Source organism: Limnohabitans sp. (assembly GCF_040401495.1).
GTDB lineage: Bacteria > Pseudomonadota > Gammaproteobacteria > Burkholderiales > Burkholderiaceae_C > Limnohabitans.
On the sequence record NZ_JBBAOI010000002.1, the window covers coordinates 169418 to 185523 of the forward strand.

At 56.1% G+C, this 16106-nt stretch carries 19 protein-coding genes; 12 read left to right on the top strand and 7 right to left on the bottom strand.

Going from position 1 to position 16106, the window contains the following annotated elements; all coding sequences use genetic code 11:
• Positions 1–26 precede the first annotated feature (26 nt).
• Positions 27–824, top strand: a complete 798-nt coding sequence (locus AC9UEO_RS02660) for a methyltransferase domain-containing protein (protein WP_509529490.1) — start codon at positions 27–29, stop codon at positions 822–824.
• On the opposite strand, the gene AC9UEO_RS02665 is transcribed toward AC9UEO_RS02660, so the two are convergent.
• Together AC9UEO_RS02665 and AC9UEO_RS02670 are read right to left on the bottom strand one after the other, a co-directional pair.
• The gene (locus tag AC9UEO_RS02665) at positions 797–2038 is read right to left on the bottom strand and encodes an MFS transporter (RefSeq protein WP_509529492.1); all 1242 of its coding nucleotides are present in this window, start codon (positions 2036–2038) and stop codon (positions 797–799) included. The two genes, AC9UEO_RS02660 and AC9UEO_RS02665, sit on opposite strands and share 28 nt — an antisense overlap.
• A 5-nt stretch (positions 2039–2043) precedes the next feature.
• Complete coding sequence (locus AC9UEO_RS02670; RefSeq protein WP_509529494.1) at positions 2044–3807, bottom strand: ABC transporter transmembrane domain-containing protein; 1764 nt, start codon at positions 3805–3807, stop codon at positions 2044–2046.
• Between the two features lie 47 nt (positions 3808–3854).
• Here AC9UEO_RS02670 and AC9UEO_RS02675 point away from each other — a divergent pair, with 47 nt between their 5' ends.
• From AC9UEO_RS02675 to ccmI, 11 genes are read left to right on the top strand one after another with little or no spacing between them, the layout of a single operon-like run.
• Positions 3855–4103: a hypothetical protein gene (locus AC9UEO_RS02675; RefSeq protein WP_509529497.1), complete on the top strand. Its 249-nt coding sequence runs from the start codon at positions 3855–3857 to the stop codon at positions 4101–4103.
• Positions 4100–5023 (top strand): GNAT family N-acetyltransferase, encoded by a 924-nt coding sequence (locus tag AC9UEO_RS02680; RefSeq protein WP_509529499.1) that lies wholly within the window; start codon positions 4100–4102, stop codon positions 5021–5023. The genes AC9UEO_RS02675 and AC9UEO_RS02680 overlap by 4 nt, the downstream gene beginning before the upstream one ends.
• On the top strand, positions 5020–5640 hold the full coding sequence (gene ccmA, locus AC9UEO_RS02685) for a cytochrome c biogenesis heme-transporting ATPase CcmA (RefSeq protein ID WP_509529501.1): 621 nt from the start codon (positions 5020–5022) through the stop codon (positions 5638–5640). The genes AC9UEO_RS02680 and ccmA overlap by 4 nt, the downstream gene beginning before the upstream one ends.
• On the top strand, positions 5637–6302 hold the full coding sequence (gene ccmB / locus AC9UEO_RS02690; RefSeq protein ID WP_509529503.1) for a heme exporter protein CcmB: 666 nt from the start codon (positions 5637–5639) through the stop codon (positions 6300–6302). The genes ccmA and ccmB overlap by 4 nt, the downstream gene beginning before the upstream one ends.
• Before the next feature lie 4 nt (positions 6303–6306).
• Entirely contained in the window at positions 6307–7056 is a 750-nt protein-coding gene (ccmC, locus tag AC9UEO_RS02695; RefSeq protein ID WP_509529506.1) for a heme ABC transporter permease CcmC, read from the top strand.
• Positions 7053–7226, top strand: a complete 174-nt coding sequence (gene ccmD / locus AC9UEO_RS02700; protein WP_509529508.1) for a heme exporter protein CcmD — start codon at positions 7053–7055, stop codon at positions 7224–7226. Before ccmC ends, ccmD begins: the two co-directional genes overlap by 4 nt.
• Positions 7227–7228: 2 nt before the next feature.
• Complete coding sequence (gene ccmE / locus AC9UEO_RS02705; protein ID WP_509529731.1) at positions 7229–7675, top strand: cytochrome c maturation protein CcmE; 447 nt, start codon at positions 7229–7231, stop codon at positions 7673–7675.
• Between the two features lie 13 nt (positions 7676–7688).
• A complete protein-coding gene (locus AC9UEO_RS02710; RefSeq protein WP_509529510.1) occupies positions 7689–9650 on the top strand; it encodes a heme lyase CcmF/NrfE family subunit in 1962 nt (653 codons plus the stop codon).
• Positions 9647–10231, top strand: coding sequence for a DsbE family thiol:disulfide interchange protein (locus AC9UEO_RS02715; protein WP_509529512.1), 585 nt, complete (start codon positions 9647–9649; stop codon positions 10229–10231). Before AC9UEO_RS02710 ends, AC9UEO_RS02715 begins: the two co-directional genes overlap by 4 nt.
• Positions 10228–10677, top strand: coding sequence for a cytochrome c-type biogenesis protein (locus tag AC9UEO_RS02720; protein ID WP_509529515.1), 450 nt, complete (start codon positions 10228–10230; stop codon positions 10675–10677). Before AC9UEO_RS02715 ends, AC9UEO_RS02720 begins: the two co-directional genes overlap by 4 nt.
• On the top strand, positions 10678–11979 hold the full coding sequence (gene ccmI / locus AC9UEO_RS02725; RefSeq protein WP_509529517.1) for a c-type cytochrome biogenesis protein CcmI: 1302 nt from the start codon (positions 10678–10680) through the stop codon (positions 11977–11979).
• 18 nt (positions 11980–11997) lie between these two features.
• Here the strand turns inward: ccmI and AC9UEO_RS02730 are convergent, their stop codons facing one another.
• The 5 genes from AC9UEO_RS02730 to AC9UEO_RS02750 form a co-directional block, all read right to left on the bottom strand.
• Positions 11998–12600 carry a response regulator transcription factor gene (locus tag AC9UEO_RS02730; protein WP_509529519.1) on the bottom strand — a complete coding sequence of 201 codons (603 nt, stop codon included), beginning with the start codon at positions 12598–12600 and terminating at the stop codon, positions 11998–12000.
• 15 nt (positions 12601–12615) lie between these two features.
• Complete coding sequence (locus tag AC9UEO_RS02735) at positions 12616–13812, bottom strand: tryptophan--tRNA ligase (protein WP_509529521.1); 1197 nt, start codon at positions 13810–13812, stop codon at positions 12616–12618.
• Positions 13809–14486 carry a site-2 protease family protein gene (locus tag AC9UEO_RS02740; protein ID WP_509529523.1) on the bottom strand — a complete coding sequence of 226 codons (678 nt, stop codon included), beginning with the start codon at positions 14484–14486 and terminating at the stop codon, positions 13809–13811. The genes AC9UEO_RS02735 and AC9UEO_RS02740 overlap by 4 nt, the downstream gene beginning before the upstream one ends.
• Before the next feature lie 114 nt (positions 14487–14600).
• Positions 14601–15236, bottom strand: a complete 636-nt coding sequence (locus AC9UEO_RS02745; protein ID WP_509529526.1) for an L-threonylcarbamoyladenylate synthase — start codon at positions 15234–15236, stop codon at positions 14601–14603.
• Between the two features lie 15 nt (positions 15237–15251).
• Entirely contained in the window at positions 15252–16103 is an 852-nt protein-coding gene (locus AC9UEO_RS02750; RefSeq protein ID WP_509529529.1) for a 3',5'-nucleoside bisphosphate phosphatase, read from the bottom strand.
• Positions 16104–16106: the final 3 nt, after the last annotated feature.

The window sequence follows — 16106 nt, forward strand, 5'->3', positions numbered from 1 at the left end:
TGGGAACCCTTCTTGGAGTGCAATGCATGCGTGATACAGACAGCACCTTGGCGCAATTTGACCAAGCTGGCGCCCAGCGTTTGGAGAACATCTACCTCACACCCGATGTGGTGCAGCAACGTGAGCAGATTTTTCAGTTGCTCCATATCAAACCTGGTATGCAGGCCTTGGACATTGGTTGCGGCCCTGGCCTCACCTCCTTGGCCCTAGCGCTTGCAGTAGGTGACCAAGGACGTGTGGATGCCATTGATATCGCCCCGCCCATGTTGCAGTTGGCGGCTCGACGCTGTGAAGACGCCAAGCAAGTGGCTTTTCACCAAGCCGATGTGTTGCATATGCCGTTTGCCGATGGCGCATTTGATGTTGCACTGGCCACGCAGGTCTATGAATATGTAGCGGACTTGGACGCTGCATTCCTTGAACTGGCGCGGGTGATGAAAAGCGGCGCACAGGTTTTGTTGGTCGACACCGACTGGGAGTCTTGCGTCTGGGCGTGTCGTGATGAAGCACGTATGCGCCGCGTGATGCAGGGCTGGAGCCAGCATATTCCGCATCCCCAGTTGCCACGCAGCTTGGTGCAACGCTTGCAAGCTGCAGGATTTGCGCAAGTGCAGGTCAACACCATCCCCTTAATCAACCTCAGTTTCAACCCCCACACATTCAGCGGCGGCATGATGGGTTTTATCGCTTCCTTTGTGGGTGGTTTGCCTGACTACGGTTCACAGTTGGTTGCCGATTGGCAAGCCGATGTCAGCAGCATGGAGCAAGCTGGCGGCTATTTCTTTAGCCTCAATCGCTATGTTTTTACCGCCTGCAAACCTTGATGCCTTTGGTGGCGTCTGTAAAGCCACCACACAATGCCAAAGTTCAGCGCATTCCATGCAATGCCGTTGATAAAGGCCGCGTGGTAGGAACCTGTGATGTCAAAAATCTTGCCGGACAACCAGCCGCCCAGCGCCATGCCCACCAAGGTCGCCATGATGATGGTGCCGGTTCGCGCACCCGCTTCTTTGGCAGGGAAATGCTCGCGCACAATGATGGCGTAAGACGGCACGATGCCGCCTTGAAACAAACCGAACATGGCCGACACCAGGTACAGCGGCACCAAGCCATCGAAGGGCAAGAACATCATCAGCGCAATGCCTTGCAAGGCTGAGCCCAGCAGCAAGGTGCGAATGCCACCAATGCGGTCGCAAATCGCGCCCGACACCAAGCGACTGACGATGCCGCAAGCCAACATCAGCGACAGCATTTCAGCACCTCGCGCCGCACCAAACCCCAAGTCGCTGCAATAGGCCACGATATGCACTTGCGGCATGGCCATGGCCACACAGCAACCCACACCCGCCACACTCAACAGCCATTGCGCTTGGGTGACGGACAAACCAAAGGGCCGCTCAGACGCTATCACGCCGTGGCGGTTGACCGTGGCCGCTTGGGCTATTGGTGGTTTGGTGCGCATACGCAAAGACAGCAAGGCCATGCCTATGCCGCAAAACAAGCCTATACATAGATAGGTAGTGCGCCAGCCCACTTGGGTCACGCCCCATTGCGCGATGGGTGGCCACAAGGTACCTGCCAAATAATTGCCACTGGCGCACACCGCCACCGCAATGCCACGGCGTTTGTTCCACCACTGCGCGGTGTCGGCCAACAAGGGCGCAAAGGTGGACGCAATGCCCAGCAAACCCAACAAACCTTGCGCCAAGGCAAAACCCACGATGCCGCCCGATATGCCCGCTAAAACAAAACCACTGGCCACACCTAGAGCGCCCAAGGCCGCCACCCGCGCAATGCCAAAGCGGTCGGCCCAGCGCCCCATCCACATGCCGCCAATGCCAAAGCCCAACATGCTCAAGGTGTAGGGGATGGAGGCATCGGCGCGGCTGACAGCAAACTCGGCTTGCACCTCTGGCAACACCACAGACACCACATACATACCGCTGTTGCCCAAGAGCATCAGCAGCAAGGTGGTGAGCAATCGCCACGCCGCTTGGGGCGAGTCGATGGCGGTGTCTGGGGTTTGCAAGAGTGCCATGTGTTTCAATTTTGATTGAATTGCAAAGCTGCCAAACTCGCATACAAACCGCCCTTGGCGACCAGCTCGGTGTGCGTGCCTTGTTCGACCAAAGCGCCGTGGTCTAACACCCAAATGACATCGGCTTTTTGCACGGTGGCGAGACGGTGGGCAATCACCAAGGTGGTGCGCCCTTGCATGGCGGTTTCAAGTGCGGCTTGCACCATGCGTTCGCTGTGCGCGTCCAGCGCACTGGTGGCTTCGTCCAGCAAAAGAAGCGGCGGGTTTTTCAGCATGGCGCGGGCAATGGCGATGCGTTGGCGTTGACCGCCCGACAAGCGCACGCCTTTTTCACCCAAAAAGGTGTCATAGCCTTGGGGCAGTTGCACGATGAACTCATCGGCAAACGCGGCTTTGGCAGCAGCCAACACCTCAGCGTCGGTGGCTGTGGGTTTGCCATAGCGGATGTTGTCCATGGCTGAACCTGAAAAAATCACCGGCTCTTGCGGCACGATGCCAATGCGTGAACGCAAATCGTGCAAAGACAACTCGCTGATGGGCACGCCATCGAGCACAATGCGCCCCGCTTGCGGGTCGTAAAAGCGCAGCAGCAAACCAAACAGCGTGGTTTTGCCCGCACCGCTGGGGCCCACCACCGCCACTGTTTGGCCCGCATGAATATCGCCGCTCAAACCCGCCAAGGCCATGGTTTGCGGCCGTGAGGGGTAATGAAAATCCAAAGCCTGCAAAGACAATGATGAGCCGCGCTCTGGCCAAGCGGCTTGCAAAGGCCTTGAGGGTGAACTGATGACAGACCTTGTGCTCAGCAACTCCATCAAGCGCTCGGTAGCCCCTGCAGCGCGCAGCAAATCGCCATACACCTCGCCCAGCACCGCAAACGCACTGGCCAGCAAAATCACATAGACCACGGTTTGCCCCAACTCACCCGCACTCATGCTGCCGTCACGCACTGCCAAAGTGCCTTGGTACAGGCCCCACAAGAGCGCGGCACTGCTGGCCAAAATAATGAAACCCACCAACACCGAACGTGCCAATGCGCGTCGCAAGGACGTTTTCACGGCTTGCTCGGTGGAGTCCACAAAACGCGTGGCTTCACGGGCCTCCGAGGTATAGCTTTGCACCACAGGAATCGCGTTCAACACCTCGGCGGCCAAGGCACTGGCGTCGGCCACGCGGTCTTGGCTGGCGCGTGAGAGTTTGCGAACCCGTCGACCCAAGGTCACGCTTGGCCACACCACCAACACCAAGAGGCCAATGACTTGCACCATCAGCATGGGGTGGTTGTAAACCAGCATCAGCAAAGCACCGGTACCCATCACCAAGTTGCGCAGTCCCATGGAAAGTGATGAGCCGACCACGGTTTGCACCAGTGTCGTGTCGTTGGACAAGCGCGATAACACCTCGCCGGTCTGCGTGGTCTCGAAAAACGCAGGGCTTTGTTGCAGCACATGGCCATAGACCGCATTGCGCACATCCGCCGTGATGCGTTCGCCCAACCAAGTGACGGTGTAAAAACGCGCTGCTGAAAAAAGCGCCAAAGCCGCCGCCACGCCAAACAACTGCGCGAACTGCCCTGCCAAGCGCTCGGCACTGCCCGGCCCCGTCAGGCCTTGGTCGATCAACTGTTTTAAGGCCCACGGAAACGCCAAGGTGGCTGCTGCGGCTGCCAGCAAAAACAACCCCGCTAAAGCAATACGCGCTTTGTAGGGTTTCACAAATGGAAAGAGGCCAGAGAGGGATTGGGGGGAGGGGGAGGAAGGGAGGTTCATGGAGTCCTGAAAAACAAGGCAGTAGCAACCGCTAAGATGCCCACTTTATGAATGGCAACGCTTTAGAAAAAACACCACAAACCGGTGCATATGCCGGTGGTCAGCTGTATGGCCAAGTCAATCAAGGTGCCAATCAACAGCAAGGGGATGCCCACATAGATAAACACCCACAGGGCAGCTTGCCACGTCAGGCGCGGCTCGGCAAGGCGATGGCCCATCACGGTTTGTACCGGCGTGCGTTTAAACAATCTGCTCCACATGCGGCCATGTTAACCAAAGCGGGTGTGGCGGCATGAAAGTCGAGTGGGGCACCCAAGACACAGATGCATGGGACGCAGCGCACGCCCAGGCCGCAGGCCCACTTCAGCAAGATTGGGCTTATGGCTCGACCATGTTGGTCAGCGGTGGCACAGTTGTTCGCGCAGTCATTCAAGCCGATGGCCAAACCGTAGGTTTGGCGCAATGCGTGGTGCGACGTTTTGGCAACTTGGGCGGTGTGGCCTTGTGTACCCGAGGCCCTTTGTGGTTAGCTCACCTGAGCGGCAAAGACAAAGCCCATGCCTATCGCAGCCTGCGTCAAAGCCTGCCGGTCAAGGGTTTGCGGTTTTTGTTTGTCACCCCAGATGAACCCAGTACACAAGACTTGGGGCTGTCGCCCTTGAAGCGCGTCATGACCGGTTATTCCACTGCGCTGCTTAACCTCAGCCCGTCGATGGCAGACCTTAGAGCAGGTTTGGAAAAGCGCTTTCGCCATCGCGTGGGTGGCGCTGAAAAGTCAGAACTCACGGTACACCGCGTGGGCACCAATGTGGGCCAGTACCGCTGGTTGATGGACGCCGAGCAGCAGCAGCGAGACAACCGCGGCTTGCAAGGCATGCCGCTGCATTTTGTCGATGCCTACATCGCCTCGCGTAAACAGCCCGGCCACAATGTGTTGACTTTGCGTGCTGACATTGGGCGCGACCGTGTGGCAGGCATGATGTTTTTGCTGCACGGCCAAGCCGCCACCTACCAAATTGGTTGGACCAGCGATGCGGGGCGCGATGCCCATGCGCACAACCTGCTGCTGTACAAAGGCATGGAGGCTTTGAAAGAGCGCGGCATTCGTACATTGGACATGGGCGGCATCAACACTGGTCGCAGCGCCGGTATTGCACGTTTCAAAATCAGCACAGGTGCCAAAGTAGTGACTTTGGCGGGTACGTTTTGGGTATGAGCCAACTCCAAGTCATTGCGCTGAGTTGCGAACGTGGCGGTCGTCCCTTGTTTGCACCCCAAAGTTTCACCTTGAGTCCTGGCCAAGCCATGCAAATCGAGGGCGACAACGGATCGGGCAAAACCAGTTTGCTGCGCATGGTGTGCGGATTGGCTCCCACTGCCAGCGGTGAGGTGCGCTGGGGCGGGCAAGCCATTGCGCAGGTGCGTCATGCTTTTTTGCGGGACTTGCTGTATTTGGGCCACAACCTTGGCTTGAAAGATGAACTCTCTGCTGTGGAGAACCTGCGCGTCGCCTCAGTACTGGCAGGCCATCCTGTCAGTCACGAACAAGCCTTGCAAGCCTTACAAGCGCAGGGTCTAGAGGCAAGAGCCCATTTGCCACTGCGCGTCTTGTCGCAAGGTCAAAAGCGCCGCGTAGCGCTGGCACGGTTGCATCTGTCCAAAGCCCGCTTGTGGGTGCTGGACGAACCCTTTGTCGCACTGGACACACTGGCGGTTCATGCCTTGCAGCAAGTGTTACAAAACCATCTTCTGCAAGACGGCTTGTTGCTCTTCACCAGTCACCAAGCGGTTGACTTGGGACCCTCTGTGCAGCCATGGAGGCTGGGCGCATGAACGCGTTTTTTACTTTGGTTGTGCGCGACCTGCGTTTGGCCTTCAGGCGAAAAGCCGAGGTGCTGAGTGGCTTGTTTTTCTTTGTGGTGGTCGCCGCCTTGTTTCCTTTGGCGATTGGCCCCGAAGCTGCCACCTTGCGTCATATTGGGCCGGGCGTGTTGTGGGTAGGGGCATTGCTGGCCAGCATGCTCACCTTGCCGCGTTTGTTTGAAAACGATTGGCGGGACGGTTCGTTGGAGCACTTGGTTCTGTCCCCGCAGCCTTTAGGGCTTTTGGTCTTAGGGAAAATTTTTGCGCATTGGTTGGTCTCGGGCCTGCCCTTGGTAGCATTGGCGCCATTGTTGGGGTTGCAGTTCGATTTGCCAACGGATGCTTTGGGCATGTTGGCCCTCTCGCTTTTATTGGGGACACCGGTGTTGTCTTGTATTGGTGCCATTGGCGCAGCACTCACCTTAGGGGTAAGAGGCGGTGGTGTGTTGATCGCGTTGTTGGTTCTGCCTTTGTTTGTGCCGGTGCTGGTGTTTGGTGCTGGCGCAGTCGAGGCCTTGAACAGTGGTTTGGGTGCGCAAGCCCATATTTCAATTTTGCTGGCGATGTTGTTGCCAGCTGTGTTTTTCAGCCCTTGGGCGTGCAGTGCGGCTTTGCGCATTGCCTTGGAATGAATAAATGACGATGCGCTGGTTCTATTACGCTGCACCCCAGACCTTTTACGGCTTGGCGGGACGCTTGTGGCCTTGGCTAGCCGCCATCGCCTTTGCACTCACTTTGGCGGGCTTGTGGATAGGCTTTGCATTGGCGCCAGCTGACGCCCAACAGGGCGAGGGCTACCGCATCATCTTTGTGCATGTCCCCGCTTCTTGGATGTCCATGGTGATTTACCTTGCCATGGCGTTTTGGAGTGTGCTGGGCCTCACCTTCAACACCCGCTTATCGGGCATGATGACCCGCGCTTTGGCGCCCACCGGTGCCATGTTTGCGTTTTTGTCTTTGTGGACAGGCGCTTTGTGGGGCAAGCCGATGTGGGGCACATGGTGGGTTTGGGATGCACGTTTAACGTCTGAGTTGATTTTGTTTTTTCTCTACCTTGGCTACATTGCGCTCACCTCTGCCATTGACGATGTGCGCCGCGCCGACCGCGCCGGGGCTTTGATTGCTATCGTTGGCGCCATCAATGTGCCCATCATTTATTTTTCAGTGAAGTGGTGGAATACCTTGCACCAAGGCGCATCGGTGTCGCTGACACGCTCGCCAAGCATGGCGCAACTGATGTTGTGGGGCATGTTGCTGATGGCCTTGGCCATGTGGGCCTATACCTTGGCCATTGTTTGCTACCGTGTTCGTACCCTCATCATTGAGCGTGAACGTCATACCGATTGGGTGCAGGCTCTTGCTGAAGTTGCCGGAGCCAATGCATGAGGTGGGAGACATGGTCTGATTTTTGGTTGATGGGTGGTTATGGCCTGTATGTGTGGGGCAGCATGGGAATGACGGCTTTACTACTGCTTTTGGAAATGGTTCAGGCTCACCTAGCCCACCGCCGCGCCTTGGCGCTGGCGCGGGCCGAAAAAGCCTTGGAGAACCCATGAATATGACGCCTCGGCAAACCCGTTTTGCGCTGATTGCAGGTGGTGTGCTGGTGCTGGCATTGGCCGCAGCTTTTGTGCTTAATGCGTTTCAAAACAATTTGGTGTTTTTCTTCACACCTACCCAAGTGTTAAAGGGTGAAGCGCCCAAGAACAAAACCTTTCGCATTGGTGGTTTGGTGAAAGTAGGCAGCCTGCAACGCAACGGCACAGATGTGTCTTTTGTGGTGACAGACACCGCCCAAGAGATACCTGTGCGCTACAGTGGTTTGCTGCCCGATTTGTTCAAAGAGGGCAAGGGCGTGGTGGCGCAAGGTCGCTTGGATGCGCAAGGTCTGATGACCGCCTCCGAGGTGCTTGCCAAACACGACGAGAATTACATGCCCCCTGAGGCGCAACACGCCTTAGACGAAGCCGCGCAGGCCCGTGCCGCGCAATCTGTCAAACCTTGAAAGCGCACAGCTGATGATTCCTGAACTTGGTCAATTTGCGTTGGTGTTGTCTGCCGTTATCGCTTTATTTTTGGGGACTGTGCCGCTGGCAGGCACTTTGCGCTACAACGTGGTTTGGCAGTCTTTGGCACGTCCTGCTGCGCTGCTGCAATTTGTATTGGTTTCTTTTGCCTTTGCCTGTTTGGCCTCTTCTTTTTTAAGCAACGACTTCTCGGTCAAATACGTCGCCGAGCATTCCAATACCTTGCTGCCAAAGCCTTACCAATTCGCAGCGGTGTGGGGCGGCCACGAAGGTTCTTTGCTGTTGTGGGTGCTCATGCTCAGTGGTTGGACCGCAGCGGTTGCAATTTTTTCCGCCAGCCTGCCACTGGCCATGGTGGCGCGGGTGTTGGGTGTCTTGGGCCTGGTGTCGGTGGGTTTTTTGATGTTCATCTTGACCACCTCCAACCCCTTTGACCGGCTCTTTCCCATGCCTGCCGATGGGCGCGATCTCAACCCTTTGTTGCAAGACCCTGGCTTGGTGATTCACCCGCCCATGTTGTACATGGGCTATGTGGGCATGTCGGTGGCGTTTGCCTTTGCCATTGCTGCCTTGCTATCGGGGCGACTTGACGCCGCCTGGGCTCGCTGGTCGCGTCCTTGGACCGTCATCGCGTGGGCTTTTCTCACCTTTGGCATCGGCTTGGGTTCTTGGTGGGCGTACTACGAGTTGGGTTGGGGTGGATGGTGGTTTTGGGACCCCGTGGAAAACGCGTCCCTCATGCCTTGGTTGGTGGGCACAGCGCTTATTCACTCTTTGATGGTCACTGAAAAGCGTGGCAGTTTCAAAGCTTGGACAGTTCTTTTAGCGATTGCGGCTTTTTCGCTGTCTTTGCTGGGGACTTTTTTGGTTCGTTCTGGTGTGTTGACGTCGGTTCACGCGTTTGCATCTGACCCTTCTCGCGGAATTTTTATTCTGATTTTTTTAGCGGTTGTGGTGGGCGCGTCCCTCACCTTGTTTGCTTGGAGGGCGCCGGCTGTCACCTTGGGCGGAAGCATGGGTTTGGTCTCGCGAGAGTCTTTCTTGCTGCTCAACAGCGTCTTGCTGGTGGTGGCCACGGGCGCGGTGTTGCTGGGCACCTTGTATCCGCTCATCATCGATGCGTTGAACCTTGGCAAGCTGTCGGTGGGGCCGCCGTATTTCAATCTGGTGTTTGCGCCTCTCATGGTGCCGCTGCTGTTTGTGTTGGTGCCTGGCACCGTGGCGCACTGGCGTGAGGCGCGTATGAGCGAGGTGTTTTGGCGTTTGCGGTTTGTAGGAGGCGCTGCTTTGTTATTGGCTATGGTGCTGCCCTTTGTGCTGGGTAATTGGTCTGGCGGCACCGTGCTGGGCGTTTTTCTGGGCATGTGGGTGGGCCTGGGCAGTTTGCAGCATGTGCTGGAGCGCTTGCGCAAACCTGGGCGCATAGGCGGTTCGTTTTGGGGCATGCATTTGGCGCACTTTGGCATGGCTGTTCTGGTGCTGGGCATCACCGGTGTGAAGTCTTACGAGGTCGAGCGCGATGTGCGAATGGCCATGGGCGACACCGTCACCATTGCACCCTATACCTTCCGTTTGGTCGGCGTGGAAGACGTGATGGGGCCCAATTACAAAGCCCTGCAAGCCAAAGTCGAGGTGCTGAAAAACGAACAAGTCATTGAAGTTTTACGCCCCCAAAAACGCCGCTACTTTTCTACCGCCATGCCCATGACTGAAGCTGCCATCGACTCAGGCTTATGGCGTGATTTGTATGTTTCCTTGGGTGACCCTGTCGCAGGAGACACGCCTTCTTGGAGCATGCGCGTCTACTACAAGCCTTTTGTGCCATGGCTGTGGGCTGGCGTGCTGTTCATGGTCTTTGGTGGGGTATTGGCCGCCCTAGACCGGCGCTACCGCCGCAACACCAACCAACAGTCTGTTCGCACAGCATCCGAGGCTTTGTCAGGCTCGGTATGAAAAAATTTCTACTCCCATTGGCGTTGTTCGCCGTTTTGGTGGTGTTTTTGGGCGTGGGTTTAAAGCGCGACCCGCGCGAAATCCCTTCCCCCTTGGTGGGCAAACCTGCGCCCGTGTTCAGCTTGCCCACCTTGAGTGGTGACAAGCCCTTTAGCCCGACTGACATGAAGGGTCAAGTGTGGATCTTCAATGTCTGGGCGACATGGTGTGTGGCTTGTCGAGAAGAGCACCCTTTGCTGGTGCAATTTGCCAAAAGCCAGCGTATTCCCATCGTGGGTTTGAGTTACAAAGAACTGCAAGGCAGCGAAGCAGCTAACCCGCAAGCCAGTGAGGCGGATAAATTGCAACTCGCTCGGGAACGCAGCTTGAAATTTTTACAAAAGGCTGGCGACCCTTACAAACTGTCGGTGATGGATTTGGATGGAAGTGTGGGTATCAACTACGGTGTTTATGGCGTTCCCGAGACCTACCTGATCGATAAAGAAGGCGTCATCCGCTACAAGCGCGTTGGCCCAGTTACCCCTGAAATTTTGATTGAGACCATTCTTCCCTTGATTCAACAATTGGACAAACCCGCATGAAACATGCACTCCTTGTGGCTTGCTTGAGTCTGATGTCTGGGTTGGCGCAGGGGGGGGAAGCCCAGCCCATGGCGCAAGACCCTCAGGTGCAAGCCCGCTTGGTGGTGATTGCCGAAGAATTGCGTTGTTTGGTGTGCCAAAACGAGTCCTTGGCTTCTTCGCACGCTGAATTGGCCGAAGACTTGCGCCGCGAGGTGCGCAAACTCATTCGTGAAAACAAAACCGACCAAGAGATCAAAACCTATTTGGTTGAACGCTATGGCGACTTTGTGCTTTACAAGCCGCCGCTCAAGCCCTTGACTTGGCCCTTGTGGTTTGGGCCTTTTTTCTTGTTTGTGCTGGCAATTGGCGGTTTGTGGCGGTATTTGCGTCTGCGCCGGCAACTCACCCATCACCATCTTGACGCTGCTGAGCGAGCGCAAGCAGAACAACTTTTGAAAGATTGAATGAACGCGGTTCAATGGTTTTTGATTTGGGCGGCTCTCATGTGTGTCGTCGTGGTTTTGGTTTTTGCGTGGAGTTTGCGCCGTGCGTCGCTGGCAGGTTTGCCGGTCAGTGAACATGAAAATGTGTTGTCGCAGGTCGCGGTTTACCGTGAACATTTGGCAGAGTTGCAACACGAACTGGCGCAAGGCACCCTTGACCAAGCCGGTTTTGATGCGTCGCATGAAGAGTTAACCCAGCGTCTACTGGAAGATACCCCGCAGAAAACCGCCTCTGCGCCTGTGGCCACGCCTGACTGGCGTGGCTTGGTGGCGGGTTTGGCCTTGGTCATTCCCTTGATATCTTTTGGTTTGTATTTTTGGGTAGGAACACCTGTTGGCATCGATCCCTTGCTGGCCAACCAAGTCGGTGGCGACGAACAAATGTCCAGCGAAAAACTCCAAGCCATGTCGGACCAATTGCGCCAACGCTTGGCCGAGAACCCCAACAATGCCGAGGGCTGGGTGATGCTGGGGCGTATCGAGCGTGCTTTGGGGCGTTTTGAACCTGCCGATGAGGCCTTTAAAAAGTCGCTCTCACTTGCTGCCAACGACGATGTGCGTATTGAACGTGCCGAGGTGTTGGCGCAAAAAAACCAAGGCAAGTTTGACGGTGAGCCATGGGACATTATCCATAGTGTGCTCAAAGCAGACCCAGAGCATGGCAACGCTTTGCTGCTGGCTGGTAGTGCTGCATTTTCACAAGGCCAGTTTCAAGACTCGCTGAAATACTGGGACAAAGTTCGCGGGTTGTTGCCAGCATCCTCACCTGACTTGCCCGCCTTGGTCGAGGCCATCAACAAGGCGCGTGAACGCTTGAACATGCCGGCTCTTGACCCCGACACGGTGGTGGCCCAAGCGCCACAAACCCCTGCGCCAACTGCCAAGCCCATGCAGGGCAAATCGGCGCCAGGCGCTGAGCGCATTGCCGGTCGTGTCAGCCTAGACCCTTCCTTGGCTTCGCAGGTTTCTCCGCAAGACACGGTGTTTATTTACGCCAATGCTGCTGATGGACCGCGCATGCCTTTGGCCATTGTCCGCACGACAGTGGACAAATTACCTTACGATTTTGTGCTGGACGACAGCATGGCCATGAACCCGCAAATGAAGCTCTCGCACATCAGCGCGGTGATGGTGAGGGCGCGTATTTCAAGAAGCGGTAACGCCATGGCTCAACCCGGCGACTTGGGGGTGAGCGCTGGCCCCATTAAGCCAGGTAGCAAAGAAAAACTGAACTTGGTGATTGCCCAACCCTTGAGTAAATAAGGGCTGGACGGTGGGCTATCAGCCCATCAATAAACCATGGGTACGTGCAAAGTGCAGAGTTTGGGTACGGCTTTTGACACCCAAGCGGCGAAACAGGCGCCACAAATGAACCTTGACGGTGTGCTCGCTGATGCTGAGTTCGGCGGCGATATCGCGGTTGGACAAACCGCGGTCCAGCATGAGGATGAGTTGCTTTTGGCGCTTGGAGAGTTTGATGTCGCCAATCACCACAACTTCGGCATCGTCGTCGCCATCGTCTGACTTCATGATGTCTTGGATGGCAGCGGAAATTTCAGCTGTGTCGGTGGATTTTTCGATGTACAAGTCGGCACCCGCTTCAAGGCAGGCGTCACGCGCTTCGCCAGAAGGCATGGCTGAGAGCACTACCAAGGGAATCTCGGGGTACATTTTTTTCACATCGGAGATAGCGGTCGCGCCCTTGACACCTGGCAGCAAGAGGTCGAGCACAAACAACTCGGGCTCTCCGTTTTTGATTAGCGCGGCCTGTAACTCGCTGAATTTCTCCAACTCCACCACCTTGGAGGCGGGGCGTAGGCGGCGCAGCAGCATGCCAATCATTTGGCGCACCATTGGGTGGTCATCAATGACGTAAAGACTCATCGTTATTCTCCGTTCTTAGTAATTCAGGCCCATGGCCTCGCGCACATCGCGCATGGTTTCTTGTGCCGTGGCCCGAGCCCGCTGTGTTCCAGCGTCTACGATATCACGAACAAGCCGAGGATTGGAAACAAAAGGTTCAGCGCGTGTCAACATGGGTTGTTGCTCGGAAACGATCGCATCTATCACCGGCTGCTTGCATTCCAAGCAGCCAATGCCAGCGCGAGCGCACTCGGTTTTCACCCAATCGCGGGTAGCGGGGGGCGAATACACCAGGTGAAATTGCCAAACTGGGCAGCGATCAGGGTTGCCAGGGTCGCTGCGTTTGACCCGCGCAGGGTCGGTGGGCATGCGCTTGACCTTGGTCTCTATGCTGGCCTTGTCTTCGCGCATGGCAATCGAGTTGTTATAGCTTTTGCTCATTTTCGCGCCGTCCAGCCCTGGCAATTTGCTGGCTTCGCTCAGCAGGGCTTGTGGCTCGGTGAGTACGGCTTTGCCTGTGCCTTTGAAATAGCCTTCTAGACGCTCGCGGTCTTTGTCATCGAGTTCAGGTGCAGTTTTTAAATAACCCAAGGCACCTTCCATGGCTTTGGCGTCGCCAGTTTCCTGAAATTGTTTTCGTGATTTTTCAAAACGCTTGACGCTGTCTTTAGGTAACTTGGCCAAGCAGTCTTGCACCAAGGCGTCAAAATTGGGTTCGCGACCGTACAAATGGTTGAAACGCCTTGCCGCTTCACGGGTGAGTTCCACATGGCTGGCTTGGTCTTCGCCCACGGGCACCCAGCGGGCTTTGTAAATCAGAATGTCGGCGGCTTGCAACAGCGGGTAGCCCAAGAAGCCGTAGGTGCTGAGGTCTTTGTCCTTGAGCTTTTCTTGTTGGTCTTTGTAGGTCGGCACACGCTCCAACCACCCGATAGGTGTGCCCATGGCCAACAGGGTAAAGAGTTCAGCGTGTTCGGGTATGCGGCTTTGCAAAAAAATGGTGCACTGATTGGGGTCTAGGCCCGCCGCCAACCAGTCGATGACCATTTCATAGACATTTTTCTCAATGACTTCGCGGCTTTCGTAGTGCGTGGTCAAAGCGTGCCAGTCAGCCACAAAGTAAAAGCACTGCATTTCAGACTGCAGGCGCACCCAGTTTTTCAAGGCGCCGTGGTAGTGGCCCAAGTGCAAGGCGCCGGTGGGGCGCATGCCAGAGAGTACGCGTTCTGTCATGGGGCAAGTTGCAGCAAAGCGGCCAAAGGCTGAAGCAACCACTGAATACCTTCGGTGGTGGCCATCATGATGGGGCGCATCCAAAGCGTATTGATCACACCCATGAGCACCAAGCCCATGACAATGAAAAACCCAAAGCGTTCAATGTGCGAGAAACCAATGGCCAAGCGCATGGGCAGCAAGCCCACCACGATGCGTCCGCCGTCCAGCGGAGGCAGGGGAAACAGGTTGAAAGCAAACATCACCAAATTAACCAATACGCCAGCTTGCGCCATTTCAATGAAAAAACGCTCTTCATTACCCATGCCCGAGAGCAGGTAAATCAGCACCGCCCATGCAAATGCTTGAAGCAAATTGACCGCAGGACCTGCCAAAGCCACCCACACCATGTCGCGCTTGGGTTGGCGCAGACGGGAAAAATCCACAGGAACAGGCTTGGCATAGCCAAACAAAAACTGACCTGAAGTGGCGAAAAACAGCATCAAAGGCATGAGGACTGTGCCGAGCAAGTCGATGTGGGCAAAAGGGTTGAGGGTGACGCGCCCCATTTGCCATGCGGTGTCGTCACCCAACTGCCGCGCTGTGTAACCGTGCGCAGCTTCGTGCAGGGTGATAGCGAGCAACACAGGTATTGCATGGGTAGAAATTGTTTGTACTAATTCATTGAAATTCACAAAAGTATTCTCTCACTAATTTTTATCAATTTATTGGTGAAAAGTATGTGATAAAAATTTTTGTTAAGCGCTTTAGGATGCGTAAAAACCCTGAATTAAGTTATTTTAGCCAATTCATAAACCTAAAAGTACTAATTTCCCTAAACCTTGACGTAAAACTTCTGGCTCACTTCCGTCGGCCATGGGGGTGAGGTCCACCACCGTGGTGGCTTGCAGGCTGCAGGCTCCTGCATCGACCACTGCCGCCACTTGGTGTTCATAGCGTTCACGGATCAGTTCGGCGTCGTTCAAGGGCTCGGTTTCGTTTTGGGGAATCAGGGTGGTGGCCAGCAAGGGTGCGCCATGAATCTCCAACAAAGCCAGCAAAGTGGTGTGGTTGGGCACCCGCAGGCCAATGGTTTTGCGCTGCGGGTGGGCAACGCGGCGCGGAACTTCTTTGGTTGCCTCTAATATGAAGGTGTAGGCCCCAGGGGTGGCGGCTTTGAGCAATCGAAATTGCCGGTTGTCCACCTTGGCGTAAAGCGCCAGTTCGCTCAGGTCGCGGCACAGCAAGGTGAGGTGGTGCTTTTCGTCCACACCGCGAATTTGGCGCAAACGGTCAATTGCCGCTTTGTCATCAAGGTGGCAGACCAAGGCATAGCTGGAATCGGTGGGTACGGCCAACACGCCGCCTTGGGTAAGCAATGCCACCGCTTGTTTCAGCAAACGAGCTTGAGGATTGTCCGGATGGACTTGGAACAGTTGTGCCATGCGAAAACCGCAGCCTTATTGGATGCGGTGGGTGAGCAATTCCCACACCGGTGTGAGGTCACCGGGCAACCAAGGCAATGCGCCTAAATCGGTATGGCTTTCATTGGGGCTGTGAAAGTCGCTGCCCCGCGAGGCGGCCAAACCAAATTCACGCGCCATATCGGCGTATTGAATAGCTTCTGCTGCCGAGTGGCTGCCAGTCACCACTTCCACCGCTTGACCGCCATGGTTTTTGAACTCGGTAAAGAGCGCATATTCCTCAGTGGGCGTGAAGTCGTAGCGGGCGGGGTGGGCAATGACAGCCACGCCTTGGCATTCCCGAATCCAACGCACCGCGTCGCCCAAACCGGCCCAGCGGTGTTCCACATAGCCCGGTTTGCCATCGGTGAGAAAACGGCGAAACACCTCGTAGGTGTCAGCGCACACGCCGGTTTCCACCAAATAACGGGCAAAGTGGGTGCGAGAAATCAGGTCGGGGTTGCCAGCAAAGGTGAGGGCGCCTTCAAAGCTGCCGTGTATGCCAACCTTGGCCAAGCCTGCAGCCATGTCTAAGGCTCTGGCGTGGCGACCCCCGCGGGTGGTACGCAGACCTTCTTGCATGCGTGGGTCTTGCGGATCGAAACCCAAGCCCACGATGTGAACAGTGCGGCCGGCAAATGACACGGAAATTTCAGTGCCGTGCAAATAGCCCATGCCCAGCGCTTGGGCGGCGGCACAGGCACGCGCTTGTCCACCAATTTCATCGTGGTCGGTGAGCGACCACAACTCCACGCCATTGGCGTGGGCTCGTGCGGCTAACGCCTCGGGCGTGAGCGTGCCGTCGGAGACGACAGAGTGGCAATGCAGATCAGCGTTGAGGATAGACACGGC